We start from the raw sequence: 17,374 nt of genomic DNA, 5'->3' as shown, positions 1-17,374 counted from the left end.
CTCTAATTATCTTCAGGCCACGTAAAAGCCAGGCTTTACGTGGCTTTGCCGCTCAGATGTGCGCTGTATCGCCTTTTATCAGAAAGAAATACATTAACTTTATTTTCTATCGGACGACACGGGAGAGATGCTATGTGGCAGGCTATCAGTCGTTTACTTAAGGACACTCTGGGAGAATCTACGTTCGAAGACCAACGCCCCCTTCCCGGTGGCGAGGTGCACAGTGCATGGAGTGCCCGCTATGCTGGCCATGATTTATTTATTAAATGTGATGACCGGGCATTATTGCCACTTTTCACTGCCGAAGCCGATCAATTGATACTGCTGGCCCGTAGCCAGACAGTAAATGTTCCACGCGTGTGGGCGGTTGGCAGTGAGCGTGAACAAAGCTTTTTAGTTCTGGACTACCTTGCTCCCCGGCCATTTGATGCCCACAATGCATTTTTATTAGGCCAGCAGCTGGCAAAGCTTCACCAATGGAGTGAACAACTGCAGTTTGGGCTGGATTACGACAACCATCTTGCCACCACTCCCCAACCCAATACCTGGCAACGGCGCTGGTCAACGTTTTTTGCCGAGCAGCGCATTGGCTGGCAACTTGAGTTGTCAGCCGAAAAAGGGATAACGTTCGGTAATATAGATATCATCGTTGAAAAGGTACGTGAACGTCTTTCCTCGCACCAACCTGCACCGTCATTGCTCCATGGCGATTTGTGGTCTGGAAATTGCGCGGTAGGGCCAAATGGCCCTTATATATTCGATCCAGCATGTTACTGGGGCGACAGGGAATGTGACCTGGCAATGCTCCCGTTGCATCCAGAACAGCCTGCACAAATTTACGATGGCTACCAGTCTGTCTGCCCGCTTCCCAATGATTTTATTGAACGCCAGCCCATTTACCAGTTGTATACACTACTCAACCGGGCCAGGTTGTTTGGTGGCCAGCATCTGCCAGTCGCGCAACAGGTCCTTGAGCAGATACTGGATAATTGACAGAGGTAGTCAAATATAGCCAAGCAGAGAGAAAAAGACATAACCAACCACAATGATGACGATGGGCAATATATACAGCGGGAAAAACTGCAAAAGGATGGTATGGTGCGGCACAACAATTTTTTCTTCCAGTGCGCTTTTAGTAAGCCCGCTGTCCCCTTTTGCTTTTTCCAGAATCAGTTGATCTTCAAGCCCTTCGCGAATAAAACGCACTTGCCGGCTCATACGAGCGCCTGAAGACTGCAATGCCATACCGACAAAAACCAGCACAAAAATAATCCAGAACAACACATTGAGTTGGTGAGCAAAATCAGGCAACGGCGAGTTGTACCAAAAGATGTTCAAAAATGGCGTATTAAACCGAATCATATCAATCATGACATGAGCAAAATCTGACATAACAGCATTTATGCCCGCTTTTTTCTCACTGTGTTGATCCATGAACTTCAGCAGCGAAATCAACGTAGAGATTACAGCAGGAATGAAAATCACCCATCCTGCAATGCGTTTTACAATCGCCAGGCGTCCAGCTTGTTGGTAAGTCATTTTTTCCCCTCACCAGCTCCCATACAGAAAGCTGAAGTATTCACGTTACGTCTTCAAGTCTACCCAGACGGGCAAATTATGCCTGTTTTTTAATGCTCTCACCCAGGGTCGTGAATTATATGTTACTTTTCATGGAAATCGTATCGTAAAAAGGAGCAATAGCGTATGCCAGGTGTAACAGGAACCCTCGCAGCAATATTTGACATGGACGGATTACTGATAGACTCAGAGCCATTGTGGGACCAGGCTGAACTGGAGGTTATCGCCTCTCAGGGTGTAGACATTACGCGCCGCAACGAACTCCCCGACCTGCTGGGTTTGCGAATTGACGTGGTTGTAGACCTTTGGTATGCGCAACAACCCTGGAAAGGAGCCTCCCGCGCAACAGTAACACAACAAATTATACGTCGTGCTATCGAGCTGGTTGAAGAAACCCGCCCACTGTTGCCCGGAGTACGGGAGGCGCTGAGTTTATGCCAAAACCTTGGTCTGAGAATCGGCCTGGCGTCCGCATCCCCCTTACACATGCTTGAGCAAGTACTGGAAATGTTTTCATTGCGCCCCTATTTCTCCGCTCTGGCTTCTGCCGAACATCTTGCATGGAGCAAACCACACCCACAAGTTTACCTCAATGCGGCTGAAAAACTGGGTATAAATCCGCTGAACTGCGTCACACTGGAAGACTCTGTGAATGGGATGATTGCCACCAAAGCAGCCCGTATGCGCTCAATTGTTGTGCCCTCAAGAGAGAATGCAGGCAATCCGCGCTGGGTTCTGGCCGATGCCCATCTGAGCAGCCTCGAAGAATTGACCGCTGCACACTTAAAATAAAACGATATTTCATTTTATTTGAATTAACTGTTCAGCCGGACTATGCTGTGCCTGAATACTCACCTGCACAGCATAATCCGAGGTAACTATGATATTGAACGCGTTTAACCTGGCCGGGAAAGTCGCTATGGTCACTGGTTGTGACACGGGCCTGGGTCAGGGAATGGCGCTGGCGCTGGCGGAAGCCGGATGCGATATTATCAGTGTCAACCGTAAAATCCCCCATGAAACAGCTGAACAGGTCATCGCTCTGGGCAGGCGTTTTCTGGCTTTACAGGCAGATCTGAGCAGCCAGGAGCTTATTCCCGGCCTGGTGACACAGGCTGTCAGTGAAATGGGCCGTATGGATATTCTGGTTAATAACGCAGGTATGATTCGCCGCAATGATGCCATCGATTTCAGCGAAAAAGACTGGGACGATGTAATCAACCTGAATCTGAAATCGGTCTTCTTTCTTTCGCAGGCTGTTGCCCGGCAATTTATTGCCCAGGGTTCAGGAGGAAAGATAATCAATATTGCCTCCATGCTCTCTTTCCAGGGTGGAATCCGCGTTCCGTCATATACAGCTTCTAAAAGTGGCGTTCTGGGGCTAACCCGGTTAATGGCGAACGAATGGGCCATTCACGGGATAAACGTGAATGCGATAGCTCCGGGTTATATGGCAACCAACAATACCCGGCAACTGCGTGATGATGAAGCACGCAATCAGGCGATACTGGAACGTATTCCCGCTAGTCGTTGGGGTATACCTCAAGACCTGAAAGGTCCCGCTGTTTTTCTTGCCTCAAGTGCTTCAGACTATATCAATGGTTACACACTGGCCGTAGATGGTGGCTGGCTTGCACGATAATTAATCACTTGAGGTGATATTGACAAAGTGTTACAACGTCACCTCTTTTTCCTACTGTATAAAAACCCTATACTGGATGAATTGACAGTTATACCGGGTTTTATCATGACGGCCGAAGGTCACCTGCTCTTTTCTATTGCCTGCGCCGTGTTTGCCAAAAACGCGCAACTGACACCTGTGCTCACCAATGGTGACTGGTGGCATGTCGTGCCCGCAGCAGTACTGACCTGCCTGCTACCCGATATTGACCACCCAAAGTCATTTCTCGGCCAGCGACTCAGTTGGTTATCTAAACCCATCGCGCGAGCCTTTGGGCACCGCGGGTTTACTCATAGTTTGTTGGCTGTATTTGTTACCCTGGCGTTGTTTTATTTAAAAGTGCCTCAAAGCTGGATTATCCCTGCGGATGTATTGCAGGGCATGGTAATCGGGTACCTCAGTCATATTCTCGCTGATATGCTGACCCCGGCAGGGGTACCATTATTGTGGCCGTGCCGCTGGCGCTTTTGCCTGCCGATTATCCGTCCTCAAAAAGGTAACCAACTTGAACGAGTACTTTGTATCGCCCTGTTCAGTTTTGCTTTATGGATGCCACAGTCATTACCGGAAAACAGCGCAATACGCTGGTCATCACAAACCATTAATGCACTACAAAATGCATTTTACCGCTATGTAACCGCACAAAAAGAAGAATAATTCGCCAACAAGGCCGCAAAAAACATAATAAATAACGTTTAGTTATAATCAACGCCAAACGTCATCTGCTATTCTTCGTGCGAGCCCGGTAAGGGTAAAAATATAATCAGGAGAATGGAGATGAATCTTCCACTTATAGCAAACCTTGTTGTGTTTGTTATTTTACTAATGGGGCTGGCCGCCACTCGAAAAACGAACTGGAGCCTGGCGAAGAAAGTTTTGCTGGGGCTGGTACTGGGTGTATTTTTTGGCCTGGGATTGCAACTGATTTATGGTGATAACAGCGCTGTCCTCAGGCAGTCAGTACAGTGGTTCAACATTGTGGGTAATGGCTATGTGCAGTTACTGCAAATGATTGTGATGCCGCTGGTATTTGCGTCGATTCTGAGTGCTGTTGCCCGCCTGCATAACGCATCTTCTCTGGGGAAGATAAGCGTTCTGACTATCGGCACACTGCTTTTTACTACACTGATTGCCGCACTGGTGGGGATTTTTGTCACCAACCTGTTTGGTCTTACTGCCGAAGGTTTGGTTCAGGGGGCAGTTGAAAGTACCCGGTTAAATACTCTGGAAACCCAGTATATGGGCAAAGTGGCCGATCTCAGTGTCCCACAGTTGTTACTCTCATTCATTCCCAAAAATCCCTTTGCTGACCTGACCGGTGCCAACCCCACGTCCATTATCAGCGTTGTCATTTTTGCTGTCTTTCTGGGCATGGCGGCACTCAAACTTCTTGCTGATGATAAACCAAAGGGTGAGCGAGTTATTGCTGGCATTGATGTCATGCAAAGCTGGGTCATGAAACTGGTACGCCTGGTGATGCAACTCACACCTTATGGTGTACTGGCCTTAATGACAAAAGTCGTCGCCGGGTCAAACATGCAGGACATTATCAAACTGGGGAGCTTTGTTGTGGCCTCATACCTTGGGCTTGGCATTATGTTTGTGGTGCATGGCATTGTTTTGAGCATTGCCGGCGTCAGCCCAGTCAAGTATTTCCGTAAGGTATGGCCGGTACTGACTTTTGCATTCACCAGCCGTTCCAGCGCAGCATCCATCCCACTGAATGTGGAGGCGCAAACACGCCGTCTGGGTGTCCCTGAATCTATTGCTACATTTGCTGCCTCATTTGGGGCAACGATTGGTCAGAACGGGTGCGCGGGCCTTTATCCTGCAATGCTTGCAGTGATGGTCGCGCCAACCGTCGGCATCAACCCAATGGATCCGGTATGGATTGCCACACTGGCAGGCATTGTCACACTGAGTTCAGCAGGTGTGGCTGGTGTTGGGGGTGGTGCAACATTTGCTGCGCTGATTGTTCTGCCTGCGATGGGGCTACCGGTAACACTGGTCGCGTTGCTTATCTCGGTTGAACCACTCATTGATATGGGCAGAACAGCGCTGAACGTCAATGGTGCCATGACCGCGGGAACAGTGACCAGCCAGCTAATGAAGCAAACAGACGCCAGCCGTTTGCACAGTGATGACGATACTGAACTGGCTCAACTTTAAGCGCTGCTTCTGAACAGTTAAAAAAACATCTCTCACGAGAAAAACCGCTCCTGAAATGGGGCGGTTAGGGATTCATAATATCTGTCCGCTTATTTAAACATCATTTTCCTGTCGCACCTGGTTTGCCCAGCGCTGGGCAGATTCAGGTAACGTGAAAACAGGTGAGCGCTGGAAACTGCTGCCAACCAGCACAAAAGCGACATAGTTGCCACGCAATAAATAGACATCTTTGAAACCTTCCACACGCCATGCGTGCTCAGGCGGAGCAGGCTCCACTCGCGGTTTATACGTAATAATCGCTTTATTTGGGTGACGAAATGTTTTCATAACGGGAAAATACAATAAAACACGTTAACAGTAGCACCCATAATAACGGATTTTTCCCCGCGGTGCTTTCTCTGAAAATGGCAATATGATTACTCTCTGGTGCGCCAGCTCACTGATTGGGTGGGAAATGCCAAAAAACGGTCTGAAAATCGTTTTTTGGCATTTTAGGTACAGTGCTGACAAAAGCCACAAAAGATTATTTATGAGTTTGCGGATCTGAGTCATATTCTGCGCAGGTTTGATACCCGGAGTTCATAACATGCCCCGTGTCATCCAGCGCGACAAAATAGGTTTCCATTTGCCCGTCCCGTTTGCCGAGAATATACGTCTGGCATGTGCCGCGGGCATGGATCATCGTGACTTCAGACGCGGGCTTACCGGCAATCTGGCTTACCTGCTCACGCGTCATACCTTTTTTAACATCTTTCACGACAGGTTCAGTAAATTGATCTTTTGCTCTGTCATAAGTTGTACAGCCCGCAAGGACTGCCAGTGCCGCCGCCACCATGACTAACCCTGTTACATTTTTGTTCATATTTTATCCTCCTTTCGTTGCGGTTCCAGTCAAGCCTGGTTGACTGCCCCCGTTTTTTCAACCTGATAGCAGAAATTGAACCACTTTAAGACTATTCTTTTCCAGGAAAATTTGCGTAAAACTGCTTTAATTTCCAGCACTCAGAGGTTTTTACTATTGTACACAGCTTGTTGTTTTAATGGCAAAGCGGTAGCTTTAGCATATCTGTTTTTTGCCACCAGGCCTTATCAGGCCCGCGGACAGGAGAGGCCCAAATGACTTTGCAACAAGAAATTATTCAGGCGTTAGGTGTACAACCACAAATCGACCCTCAGCAAGAAATTCGGCGTAGTGTCGACTTTCTCAAAGCTTACCTTTCGCGCTACCCCTTCTTAAAAAGCCTGGTTCTGGGCCTGAGTGGCGGGCAGGACTCCACACTGACAGGTACACTCTGCCAGATGGCAATTCGCGAATTGCGTGAGGAAACAGGTGATAACAGCTACCAGTTTATTGCTGTTCGCCTGCCTTATGGTGTCCAGGCCGATGAGCAGGATTGCCTGGATGCTATCAACTTTATCCAGCCAGACCGGGTATTGACGGTAAATATTAAAGCAGCCGTACTGGCAAGCGAACAAACATTAAAAGATGCCGGTATTACACTGAGTGATTTTGTGCGCGGCAATGAAAAGGCCCGCGAAAGAATGAAAGCACAATACAGCATTGCCGGCATGACTCATGGTGTTGTGGTGGGAACGGACCACGCAGCAGAAGCAGTTACTGGTTTCTTCACCAAATACGGTGATGGCGGTACCGATATCAACCCTATTTTCCGTCTGAATAAACGCCAGGGTAAACAGTTACTGCAATCACTTGGCTGCCCGGAACATTTATATATCAAAGCCCCCACTGCGGACCTGGAAGATGACCGCCCTTCTCTGCCCGATGAAGCAGCTCTGGGGGTAACCTACGCACAAATTGACGACTATCTGGAAGGCAAAACCCTCGACCACGCAGTCAGCCAGATTATTGAGAGCTGGTATATTAAAACCGAGCACAAGCGCCGCCCGCCAATTACTGTATTCGATGATTTTTGGAAATAAGCCGCCTGTCATTTTCATGGATTATTTTTCAGGGCTAACACAGCGACACTGAAAAAATAATCGTTTTTCTTCCGGCTGGTTATTTCTTCTCTTATCGCGGTCTGGCAACAGGCCGCATCTCCATTCAGGATAACGATTATGCCCTGTTTAACTGGCCCCCGGGCCACTATTGCCGGGTTGCTGGCAATAGTGCTCTGGAGCACATCTGTCGGGCTACTGCGCAGTATTAGTGAAGCGCTTGGGCCAACAGGCGGCGCCGCGCTTATCTACACCGTGAGTGCCCTGTGCCTGGTTATAAGTAACAGGCAGGCATTGCTTCAACTGGTACTGTCATGGCACATGTTGGCAGCAGGCACACTGTTTGTGGTGTATGAAATCAGCCTGGCACTGGCGGTTGGTCTTGCCAGCTCTCGCACACAAGCACTTGAAATGGGCATGATCAATTATTTATGGCCGGGTCTTACACTACTGTTCGCACTGTATATTAACCAGCAACGGGCGCAATGGTTTATTGTGCCCGGCCTGTTACTGGCACTTGGCGGTGTTATACAGGTGATGCGAGGCGATAGTGACTGGAGCCCGGCAATGCTTGTACATAACCTGGCGGGTAACCCTGTTGCATACGGGCTGGCATTCGGTGCAGCAATTATTTGGGCTCTCTATTGCAATCTTACCCGTCGCTGGTCTGACGGGCAAAACCCTGTGCCACTTTTTTTCTGTGCTACGGCACTGGTGCTATGGGTGAAATACCTGCTTTTTCCACAACCTCCCATGCATATCAATAGCGGAACAATGCCTGAGCTACTGTTTATGGGAATTTCAACCGCTGTTGCCTACTCAGCCTGGAATCATGGTTTGCAACATGGCAACCTGACACTACTGGCAACAGCCTCTTATTTCACGCCAGTGCTTTCGGCCTTCATTGCTTCATTATGGCTGGGTCTGACACCAGGGTGGGGGTTCTGGCAGGGTGTGTTTTTGGTCGTAGCGGGTTCTCTGCTGTGCTGGCTGGCAACACGCCGGGCCTCAGCACATTCAGACCTTGTATCCACCTCTTCAGCCAAAGAATAATACCAAACTCCGGCGTTCAGGCCGGAGTCAGCACGGGCTAGAGATAGGTGATTTCGCTATAGAGCAATGTGCCGGTATTTTTTAATAACCTGACAGTGTGCAACCCATCACCCCACCAGGCGCCCTGGTCCGGGCGTAATAGTTTGTCACCAAACTGCCACTCACCACTCAATACGTAAGCTATTCCTCCCCGGGTACCCAGTGTACTAAAGGTTCTGTCCGCCACGCGTGTTCGCGCCTTGCAACGCGCCCGTTGGGTAATCAGGTTAAAGTTCATTGACATCATCCCCTGGGTCAATTCCGCATAAACACGTTTATCGCCCGGGAAAAAAAAGGGCTGATGGCGTTTTAGCACATGCCCGGAATTGCCCACACCATCCAGCAACACTTCCCCCCCTTCCAGTAAGGTTATCGCCCTGTCCACATTGGCAAAGGAAGCAAACTCACCACTACTGGCGAGGGAAGCAATACTCGCTCGCCAGTTGAAATTACCCGTATCCGGAGGAAAGCAACAAATCTCCCTGGATTCACCCGCGCCATTACGCCACAAGTTAACCGGGAGTTTGCTCAGTTCGAAAAATTCCATTGTGACTCCTGGAGCCTGCCGTCATTCTTAGCCGGCTCTCATACCCACCATAAAATACACGTATAACGTGCGAAATCCCCTGAAGCCAAGGTATTGCCATTCCTGGCACCGAGTGCAGCGTACTTTTATCGCATTCCCCACCGCCATATTACCTGGCGTACAAAATGCTACCGGCATTAATCAGGGCATGCTTTATTTGTGCTATTGACATGGCTGGAGAAGGTACACATTCGCTATACCCAACCACCATGCATGCTGTGTCGCTGATATATGAGAATATCTATAAAAAATCTGCTGGCAATAGGCACTATAAATCAGTGATGTTTTTTTGGTCATCGGTGTCGTAAAAACACGATCCTGGGCAAACTCTGGGAAGGGAAAGGCAGCAGTACACAAGCCACAGGGATGAGGGTAACCTCATCCCTGTGGCTGGAAATTAACGAGTACCTAACTGAAAAATCAGTGTTTCAGCCTGGCAGCTGAATACAAAACTCATATCAAGTTGGTAAGCATTGCCCACCTGAGTTAAATCTGCGGAAATCTGGCAAGGTTCAGATTCAATACTCCGGGCTTTGGCGACCAGTGATTCCTGAGCGGCCAGCGCGTCCTCTTTAGTCGCAAACTGTTTGCTGTAAGTTGCGACGCAATCTGCATTGTCGAGAATGGTGCCGACATCCATGCAGCCACAGGTCTCTTTTTCACGTGTTGACGTGCTATCACAGGTTGTTTTCATCTGCTATTCCATGGTTATTGTTGATACAGTGATTGATACAACACGCCAGGTGGTACAAAAGGCGCCAACCTGAAAGCCACCGGCATATAAACATGGTGATAGTATAAACCGCAATGCCTTTCTGTGTAGATTGACCAGGATCATAATAACCCGCGATTACGCACAATTCCCCTACCGGGTTTCTTTGATCTGGTTATGCCGACATGTTTTGCTAATGACAACAAATAAATAAAGTGAAAGAAAAAATAAGATTAGTCTGCCGTTAAAAAATAGAACCGCCACCCATGCCCACCTGTACTACATTTGATGGGCAAAAATGACGGTTCTGAATAAGTTTAGCTTACGTATTATGAGTGTGCCGCACCATATTCAATCTGGTTTAGCCTGATTACTCAGCGGCTGGTGGAGGAGGCATTTTACCTTCTGCAGGGCCATTATCTTTAAGATGCTTCTCAAAATTAGCATTAAATTGCTTTTTCTGCTCAGGTGTCAGGATGTTGTACATCTTGTTCTGCGCTTCCATGCGAGCCAGCATACGCTGTTTATTTTGCTGTGACATTTTATCCACCTGAGCCTGCGCTTTTGCGCTGTCAAATGTATCACTGGCAATAATATCGTGCATTGCCTGACGCTCTTCCACTGACGGGCGTTTCATTTCTTCGCGTTGCGCTTTCATGATATCGCGGATTTGCTGTTTCTGGGCATCTGACAGATTCAGTCCACGGAACATCATCCCTTCAGGGCCACCGGGATGACCACGGTGGTGTTTCATCATTGGACGGCCATTATCTGAAGTCTGTGCAGAGGTATCATTCGCGTGGGCCAGATTAGCTGCGCCAAGGGCCAGACCAGATGCTACTAAAATCGCAGTTAACTTACGCATATATTATCCTTTCTTTATAGAACAAACCCGAAATTGCGGATTCATTTAAATAAGCAACAACATTCTGTTGCGTTGACGAAAATAATTCTACGTGCTAATTCGTCAACAAACCAAAACGAGCGTAAAGCCATGAAAGGATAAAAAGCAAAAATAAGCCAATTATGATTAAAATAAGGAGAATTAATGAGGATATATTTAAATAATGGCGAAGAGTTCATTATTAATTGTTAATTTAGCATAAAGAAAAGGCATATTCACTGATTTATTTATTCCATGGCTGGGTGCAATATCAGAATGGTGCTGGTTGTGTGTTCCAGCATTCTGGCTATGCTGACACAGCACTGCCTGAGCCGCATAGCTGTACCGTCCATGGCACATAACCGCTGTCTGGCGCAGGATCCTTACCCATACGGATGTGGTATTTCTGTCAGCATCAACCCGGCACGGAGACCTTGTGCCACCAGCGGGTTGGGAAACAACACATACTCGGTTTCTTGCTGAACGACCTGTTTATTCTTACCATCCTCTGCCAATAACACCCCCTTACTGAACGGTGTGAAATTTACCGTATCATCAGGAATGTGCAGAATAAATTTCTCCCCGGTGCGCGTTAACTGCTGGCTAACCTTGTAGCAACGCGCAACAGGTTGCTGCTGAGCCAGCAACGTCTCCGGGCCACGACCTAACAATTCTCCCAGTGCATGGCGGGTTACAGAGAACACACTCAAATTATTCTGCCCAAATGGCATTGCTTTACCCAGTTCCATTGTGCAACTGAGAGCATCATAATATTGCGCTGTAAAATGTGTGAAGGTTCCCCCCGGTGTCTGGTGAAAGACCAGTGCTTCCAAACCGGCCAGCTCCAGCCAGTGCAAAAAAGCCGCAGGCCAGGCGGTATTACGGGCAGGTAACACCCCAAAACGCGGGTGGAGTGAGCCGCGAATGGCTGTGTGCATATCCAAATGCCAGCGAACCGGAGCGCTGTTTGCGAAAAAGTCACCCACCACCTGTTCAAGCAACTCAGCTCTCGCACATTCAGTGCCTGGTTCGAATTTCGCCCAACGCCCACCAAACAGGCGGTTAAGGTCGCAGGACTGGTAGCGCTTACCGGTTTGCAGTGCCAGTGGATTACCTAATACAACCAGGACATCCCAGCATAAATTGATGTCACCCCGCCACAGAGCATCAAGCACTTGCGATAATATTTCCACTGGCGCTGTTTCATTGCCATGGATTCCGGCTGACAATATTAACGACTGAGTCACCTTACTGTGTGGTGTTAGCCGGATAACCCCCTGCTCCAGCCATTGCCAGCGAAACCCGGGGCCTTCTCCTTTTGTTTGTGCAGGAACCAACCCCGCCAGTGTCTTTTGTACAAACTCATCCATTATTACATCTCCCTGCGCAGCTATTGCTGAAATGGGTAAACAGCACCGAGGTTAAGTATTCGGGTCAGTTCATCAAGCGCATCCTGCCCCTCTTGCAATAATTGTGGGTCCACTAAGTCGGCCTGAGTCAGGCGGTCACGATACCAACGGTCAACCCACTGATTCAGCACAGTGAACAGAGTATCATTCATTATTACTGCCGGATTAGCCGCCTGGTATTCGTCTTCGGTCAAAACCACTCGCAGGCGCAGGCAGGCAGGCCCTCCACCGTTAGCCATACTTTCCCGTAAGTCTAAAACGTGCAACCGCTCAATCGGGTTATCTTCAGCCAACAGAAAATTCAGGTACTGCCAGACACCTTCATGCTCACGCGCTTCCTGTGGTAAAACCAGAGTCATTCCCCCCGATTCGTGACTCAGCAACTGGCTGTTAAACAGATAGGTATTTACCGCATCTGCAACAGATACTGCCTGGGAAGGAACAACCAGCGGGCAAAAACCCGGAACGCGCTCATGAAGAGTACTTAACAAGGCCTGTTGGTCGACAAACGCCTGTTCATGGCAGAACAATACTTGCTGGTTACTGACCGCAATAACATCATTATGAAATACCCCCTGATCAATCACTGCGGGGTTTTGTTGTGCGAAGAGTAATGACTGAGGCCTCACCCGATTCAGGCGGGCCACGGCTTCACTGGCTTCCCGGGTCTGACGAGCTGGATAACGAGAAGGTGCAAGCCCATTTGTATTACCCTGACGCCCATAAATAAAGAGCTGAAGCCCCGGCTCACCATAAGCGCCACCAAAACGATTATGGTTAGCGGCCCCTTCATCGCCAAATAAGTCCACCTGCGGTAGTGCCTCATGGACAGAAAAATGTTTCCCGGAAGCAAATATCGCTCGCAGGGTGCGTTCTGTTTGCTGCGCTTCACTTGACCGGTGAAATTTATTATTCAGGTTGGCAACAGTAAAATGCACTCGCTTGTCCATCGCATCGGCTGAAGGACAAACTGTTGCCGCATTAGCCACCCACATTGATGACGCAGAACTGGCTGCAGACAACAGGTCTGGCGAATACTTCCAGACTTTTGCCAACACCTCGCTGTCACGCCCGGTAAAACCAAGCTGGCGTAAAACCGGAATATTAGGCCGGGCCTGTGGTGGAATCACCCCCTGCCAAAACCCGGCATCCGCCAGGGTTTTCATTTTCAGCAGACTTTGTTTGGCTGCCAGTTTTGGGTTCGATACCTGGTACTGATGGCGCGCAGATGCCTCATTACCAAATGACAGACCTGCATAGTGGTGAGTTAACCCGGGTAAACCATCGAAATTTGCTTCACGAACTCTCATGCCTGCTGCTCTCCGGCGCTAAAATCCAGCCCTGGGTTAAGTGTTTTCGGCATTATCAGGCTGTCACTTTCCAGTGAAGCCATGGGCCAGGCGCAGTAATCTGCGGCATACCAGGCACCCGGACGATGATTGCCCGATGCTCCAACGCCACCAAAAGGCGCACTACTGGCCGCACCGGTTAACGGTTTGTTCCAGTTAACAATCCCGGCTCGCGCCTCAATTAATAACCGGTCAAATGCCGCACGATCCGGTGAAATCAACCCGCATGAAAGGCCAAAGCGCGTCTGGTTTGCCAGAGTAATAGCATCATCCAGTGTGTCGTAACGCAATACTGTCAACAACGGGCCAAACACCTCTTCATCCGGCACCTCTTGCGCCATGTTGACCAGGACGATTCCAGGGGTTATCAGTGATGTCCCCGTCTCAAGGATGCGCGGCGTGAGTAAAGGCTTTCCACCACGGTCCAGATGCCCTTGCCAGGCCTTTAATACATGCAAAGCAGCCTTGGCTGAAACCAGGCCTCCCATAAAGGGTTGCGGATCATTGTCCCACGCACCGGGCTTAATACGGCCTGCGACTTCCAGCAAACGCGCTAAAAATGCATCTCCTTGCGGACCATTTTTCACGAGCAGGCGACGAGCACAGGTACAACGCTGGCCCGCGGTAATAAAAGCAGACTGAATAGCGATATGTACAGCTGCGTCAATATCAACAGGGTCGTCAACTATCAGAGGGTTATTGCCGCCCATTTCCAGTGCCAAAATTTTGTCCGGTTGCCCGGCGAATTGCTGGTGTAACTGGAAACCGGTACCGGAGCTTCCGGTAAACAGCAAACCGTCAAGCTCAGGGTTAGCGGCCAGCGCCTGCCCGGTTTCCCGCCCCCCCTGCAGCAGATTGATAACCCCCGCAGGAATACCGGCCAGTTCCCATAAACGCATAACACATTCGCCAGTGCCTGGCGTCAGTTCGCTGGGCTTAAACACCACCGTATTTCCTGCCAGTAGTGCCGGAATAATATGTCCGTTAGGCAGGTGGCCTGGGAAATTATACGGCCCGAAGACAGCCAGTACGCCATGCGGGCGATGGCGTAATGAAGCAGCGCCATCTGCCAGTGGTGACACCTGTTCACCTGTACGCTGCTCATACGCTTTGACTGAGATAGCCAGCTTGTTGATCATCGCTGTCACTTCAGTCTCCGCTTCCCAGCGGGGTTTAGCTGTTTCACGAGCGATGGTTGTCGTGAGCCGGGTTTTATGTTGTTCCAGTAACCCAACAAAGGCTTCAATAATAGTCTGGCGTTCAGGCCTCGTGCGACGGGCCCAGCCAGGAAATGCACCGCGTGCAGCCTGGCATGCCTGGTTTACCTGGAGGCTGTCAGCACTGCGACCCTGCCATAATAAATCCAGGTTTACTGGATCGCGCTTTTCCATGGCACCAGCAGTACCGGGTCGCCATTCACCATTAATCCACTGTGTCATTATTTTGTCTCCTCCGGGCATAACTGCACCAACCGTACAGTGCTACCCGCCCGGCAATTCAGTACATTTGCGGTTGTCGCATCCATCTCCAGGTATGTTCCCTGTGGGTCTGCATGAACTAATGTTGCGCGGTAATTTTCGTAATCGTCATTCGCTACCAGACACAGTGGCAGTGTATTCTGTTGAGCCTCACAAATTTTCACAGTGAGCTGCCGGCTGCCGGCAACCGTCCTGATAGCGCTCAGCTCGCACTCCAGTGTCGGGCCGCCATCAAAAATATCGATATAGTTCTGGTAACGGAAACCTTCTTTTTCCAGCACACGGCGGGCAGGTGCCGTCTGGGGGTGAACTTCACCAATCACAGCGCGCGCCTGTTCAGACAGAAAGTCGGTATAAATAGGATGTTTGGGCATCAATTCTGCAATGAATGCTTTCTGGCCAGTTCCGCACAAATAATCTGCCCGAGAAAAAGGCATCGAGAAGAAACGCTGCCCCAAACTCTCCCAAAACGGTGAAAAGCCTTGTTCATCAATGACGCCGCGCATCTCTGCCACCACTTTATTACTGAACGCTTCTTTGAACGCGGCCATAAACAGGAATCGGGACTTGGAGAGCAAGTAGCCATTTGAGGAGTGCCGCCAGTCTGGATCTAAAAAGAGCGTACACAATTCACTACTGCCAGTATGATCATTACTGAGAAACAGCGTGGGTAATGCATTATAAATATCCAGCTCTTTTGAAGCATGAACCAAAGTACCAACCCGGTAATTATACCAGGGTTCCTTCAGCCCCACGGCAACCTCAATAGCGCAAATGCCTGCCACCTGCCCACGCTCTGTATCCTCGAGAACAAAGACATAGCCTTGTTCAGCACGAGGCAAAACACCAGCCCAGGTATCAACAGAACGGGAAATACGGGCGCGCAGTGTATCCGCATCTTCAGGCAGAGAAGTCAGGCCGCCACCTGTCTTACTGGCAAGGTGTAATAACCCGGCCAAATCATCATGCCTGACAGGGCGAATAACCATCATAACGCGCCCTCCGCAATCAAAGCTTCACAGGCACGTTTCAGCCGGCTTAGCCCTTCGCGAATATCTTCTTCAGGTATATTCAGTGCCGGGGCAAACCGCACTACACCCGCTCCGGCAATCAGAATCATTACCCCTTCCTGTGCCGCTCGCTGCGAAATCAGTTTGGCTTTCCCCGCATGCGCCTCATTCAGTTCGCAGCCAATCAGCAGCCCCATGCCACGGATATCACGAAACAATCCCAGGTGGTGATTCAGCTCATCAAGCTGCGCAACAAACAGGGCGTGGCGATGCTTAACACCTGCAAGCATTTCAGGTGTATTGATAAGCGAGAACGCACACCCGGCAACGGCGCCAGCCAGTGCGTTCCCGCCATAAGTTGTGCCATGCGTGCCTGGTGTGAAGTGCGTGGCAATTCGCGCGGTAGTTAACATCGCGCCAATCGGAAAGCCACCGCCAAGTGCTTTGGCCGTAGTCAAAATATCAGGCACCACACCGTAATGCTGGTATGCGTACAAATCTCCTGTTCTGCCAACACCTGTTTGAACTTCATCAAATATCAGAAGGGCATTGAACTGGTCACACAATGTACGCAAACCTTGCAGGAAAGCGGGAGATGCCGGGATTACCCCGCCTTCTCCCTGAATCGGCTCAACAATGACCGCACAGGTTTTTTCACTCATCACCGCACGGACAGACTCGAGATCGTTAAATGTAACATGGTCAATCTGCGGCGGGAGCGGCGCAAAATCCCGGGAATAAGCCGGTTGCCCCCCCGTGCTCACAGTAAACAACGTGCGGCCATGGAACGCATTATTGAAGGCAATAATCTGGCTTTTATCACCATCTGACTGGTCATGGGCATATTTACGTGCCAGTTTCAGTGCAGCTTCATTGGCTTCAGCACCTGAATTACAGAAAAAGACTTTGTCCGCGAAGGTGGCTTCCGTTATCTGGCGCGCAAGTTGTAAAATAGGTTCATTCGTGTAGCCATTCCCGGTATGCCACAGTTTTGCAGCCTGCTCCGCCAGAGCTTCTCTCAGGGCCGGATGTGCATGGCCAAGCGCATTAACAGCAATCCCTCCGGCAAAATCAATGTACTCATTACCCTGCTGGTCCCACAGACGTGATCCTTCCGCCCGCACCGGTATGAAAGGTGCCGGGGCATAGACAGGAACCATAAACTCATCGAATTGTTCCCGGGTGACTTGCTGAACCATAATTACGCCTGCCTTAGTTAATCAAATGTTTTATTTATGTAAAAAAAGAATTACTGATAACTAATGTAGATTGCAGGGAACGTGCCAGCCAATAGATAAAAATGAATAACACTGTTTTGAAAACAAAAAATCAATAAGTTACAAAGCTCTCTATTCACTTATTTTGCATAAAAAGTGAATAAATTTACTCCATGACGCCACTTGCAAGATAAAAAGAAGAAAATATATGCATCTATAAAAGATCATGCTGATTCTGTGATCAGACATGG

General features: G+C 49.4%; 18 protein-coding genes. 7 read left to right on the top strand and 11 right to left on the bottom strand.

Going from position 1 to position 17,374, the window contains the following annotated elements:
• The first annotated feature begins 132 nt into the window (after positions 1–132).
• Complete coding sequence (locus MPHASIOC01_RS05120; RefSeq protein WP_064595713.1) at positions 133–993, top strand: fructosamine kinase family protein; 861 nt, start codon at positions 133–135, stop codon at positions 991–993.
• A 9-nt stretch (positions 994–1,002) separates the two neighbouring features.
• Here the strand turns inward: MPHASIOC01_RS05120 and MPHASIOC01_RS05115 are convergent, their stop codons facing one another.
• Entirely contained in the window at positions 1,003–1,539 is a 537-nt protein-coding gene (locus MPHASIOC01_RS05115) for a YniB family protein (protein WP_064595715.1), read from the bottom strand.
• Positions 1,540–1,704: 165 nt separating this feature from the next.
• On the opposite strand from MPHASIOC01_RS05115, the gene hxpB reads away from it, so the two are divergent.
• The 4 genes from hxpB to MPHASIOC01_RS05095 all read left to right on the top strand — a co-directional run bounded on the left by hxpB (position 1,705) and on the right by MPHASIOC01_RS05095 (position 5,428).
• Positions 1,705–2,370, top strand: a complete 666-nt coding sequence (gene hxpB, locus MPHASIOC01_RS05110; RefSeq protein ID WP_064595717.1) for a hexitol phosphatase HxpB — start codon at positions 1,705–1,707, stop codon at positions 2,368–2,370.
• Between the two features lie 88 nt (positions 2,371–2,458).
• Positions 2,459–3,220 (top strand): 2-dehydro-3-deoxy-D-gluconate 5-dehydrogenase KduD, encoded by a 762-nt coding sequence (gene kduD / locus MPHASIOC01_RS05105; RefSeq protein WP_353614117.1) that lies wholly within the window; start codon positions 2,459–2,461, stop codon positions 3,218–3,220.
• Between the two features lie 105 nt (positions 3,221–3,325).
• Entirely contained in the window at positions 3,326–3,916 is a 591-nt protein-coding gene (locus MPHASIOC01_RS05100; RefSeq protein ID WP_064595818.1) for a metal-dependent hydrolase, read from the top strand.
• A 120-nt stretch (positions 3,917–4,036) separates the two neighbouring features.
• Entirely contained in the window at positions 4,037–5,428 is a 1,392-nt protein-coding gene (locus MPHASIOC01_RS05095; protein WP_064595720.1) for an L-cystine transporter, read from the top strand.
• Between the two features lie 93 nt (positions 5,429–5,521).
• On the opposite strand, the gene cedA is transcribed toward MPHASIOC01_RS05095, so the two are convergent.
• On the bottom strand, positions 5,522–5,755 hold the full coding sequence (gene cedA, locus MPHASIOC01_RS05090; RefSeq protein WP_064595721.1) for a cell division activator CedA: 234 nt from the start codon (positions 5,753–5,755) through the stop codon (positions 5,522–5,524).
• 196 nt (positions 5,756–5,951) lie between these two features.
• A complete protein-coding gene (gene osmE, locus MPHASIOC01_RS05085; protein ID WP_064595723.1) occupies positions 5,952–6,290 on the bottom strand; it encodes an osmotically-inducible lipoprotein OsmE in 339 nt (112 codons plus the stop codon).
• A 254-nt stretch (positions 6,291–6,544) separates the two neighbouring features.
• Between osmE and nadE the strand changes: the two genes are divergently transcribed.
• A complete protein-coding gene (gene nadE, locus MPHASIOC01_RS05080) occupies positions 6,545–7,369 on the top strand; it encodes an ammonia-dependent NAD(+) synthetase (RefSeq protein ID WP_353614116.1) in 825 nt (274 codons plus the stop codon).
• 138 nt (positions 7,370–7,507) lie between these two features.
• A complete protein-coding gene (yddG, locus tag MPHASIOC01_RS05075; RefSeq protein WP_064595727.1) occupies positions 7,508–8,440 on the top strand; it encodes an aromatic amino acid DMT transporter YddG in 933 nt (310 codons plus the stop codon).
• Positions 8,441–8,477: 37 nt separating this feature from the next.
• Here the strand turns inward: yddG and MPHASIOC01_RS05070 are convergent, their stop codons facing one another.
• The 8 genes from MPHASIOC01_RS05070 to MPHASIOC01_RS05035 form a co-directional block, all read right to left on the bottom strand.
• Positions 8,478–9,026, bottom strand: coding sequence for a HutD family protein (locus MPHASIOC01_RS05070; protein WP_064595729.1), 549 nt, complete (start codon positions 9,024–9,026; stop codon positions 8,478–8,480).
• A 436-nt stretch (positions 9,027–9,462) separates the two neighbouring features.
• The gene (locus MPHASIOC01_RS05065) at positions 9,463–9,759 is read right to left on the bottom strand and encodes a YfcZ/YiiS family protein (RefSeq protein ID WP_064595730.1); all 297 of its coding nucleotides are present in this window, start codon (positions 9,757–9,759) and stop codon (positions 9,463–9,465) included.
• A gap of 388 nt (positions 9,760–10,147) precedes the next feature.
• Positions 10,148–10,642: an ATP-independent periplasmic protein-refolding chaperone Spy gene (gene spy / locus MPHASIOC01_RS05060; protein WP_064595732.1), complete on the bottom strand. Its 495-nt coding sequence runs from the start codon at positions 10,640–10,642 to the stop codon at positions 10,148–10,150.
• Positions 10,643–11,043: 401 nt separating this feature from the next.
• The gene (gene astE / locus MPHASIOC01_RS05055) at positions 11,044–12,030 is read right to left on the bottom strand and encodes a succinylglutamate desuccinylase (protein WP_353614115.1); all 987 of its coding nucleotides are present in this window, start codon (positions 12,028–12,030) and stop codon (positions 11,044–11,046) included.
• A 20-nt stretch (positions 12,031–12,050) separates the two neighbouring features.
• Entirely contained in the window at positions 12,051–13,379 is a 1,329-nt protein-coding gene (gene astB, locus MPHASIOC01_RS05050; protein ID WP_353614114.1) for an N-succinylarginine dihydrolase, read from the bottom strand.
• Positions 13,376–14,857 carry a succinylglutamate-semialdehyde dehydrogenase gene (gene astD, locus MPHASIOC01_RS05045; protein WP_353614113.1) on the bottom strand — a complete coding sequence of 494 codons (1,482 nt, stop codon included), beginning with the start codon at positions 14,855–14,857 and terminating at the stop codon, positions 13,376–13,378. The genes astB and astD overlap by 4 nt, the downstream gene beginning before the upstream one ends.
• A complete protein-coding gene (astA, locus tag MPHASIOC01_RS05040; RefSeq protein ID WP_064595741.1) occupies positions 14,857–15,888 on the bottom strand; it encodes an arginine N-succinyltransferase in 1,032 nt (343 codons plus the stop codon). The genes astD and astA overlap by 1 nt, the downstream gene beginning before the upstream one ends.
• The gene (locus MPHASIOC01_RS05035; protein ID WP_064595743.1) at positions 15,885–17,105 is read right to left on the bottom strand and encodes an aspartate aminotransferase family protein; all 1,221 of its coding nucleotides are present in this window, start codon (positions 17,103–17,105) and stop codon (positions 15,885–15,887) included. The genes astA and MPHASIOC01_RS05035 overlap by 4 nt, the downstream gene beginning before the upstream one ends.
• Positions 17,106–17,374: the final 269 nt, after the last annotated feature.

Source organism: Mangrovibacter phragmitis (assembly GCF_040429585.1).
Classification (GTDB): Bacteria; Pseudomonadota; Gammaproteobacteria; order Enterobacterales; family Enterobacteriaceae; genus Mangrovibacter; species Mangrovibacter phragmitis.
This window is presented reverse-complemented; position numbering and strand designations above follow the sequence as displayed.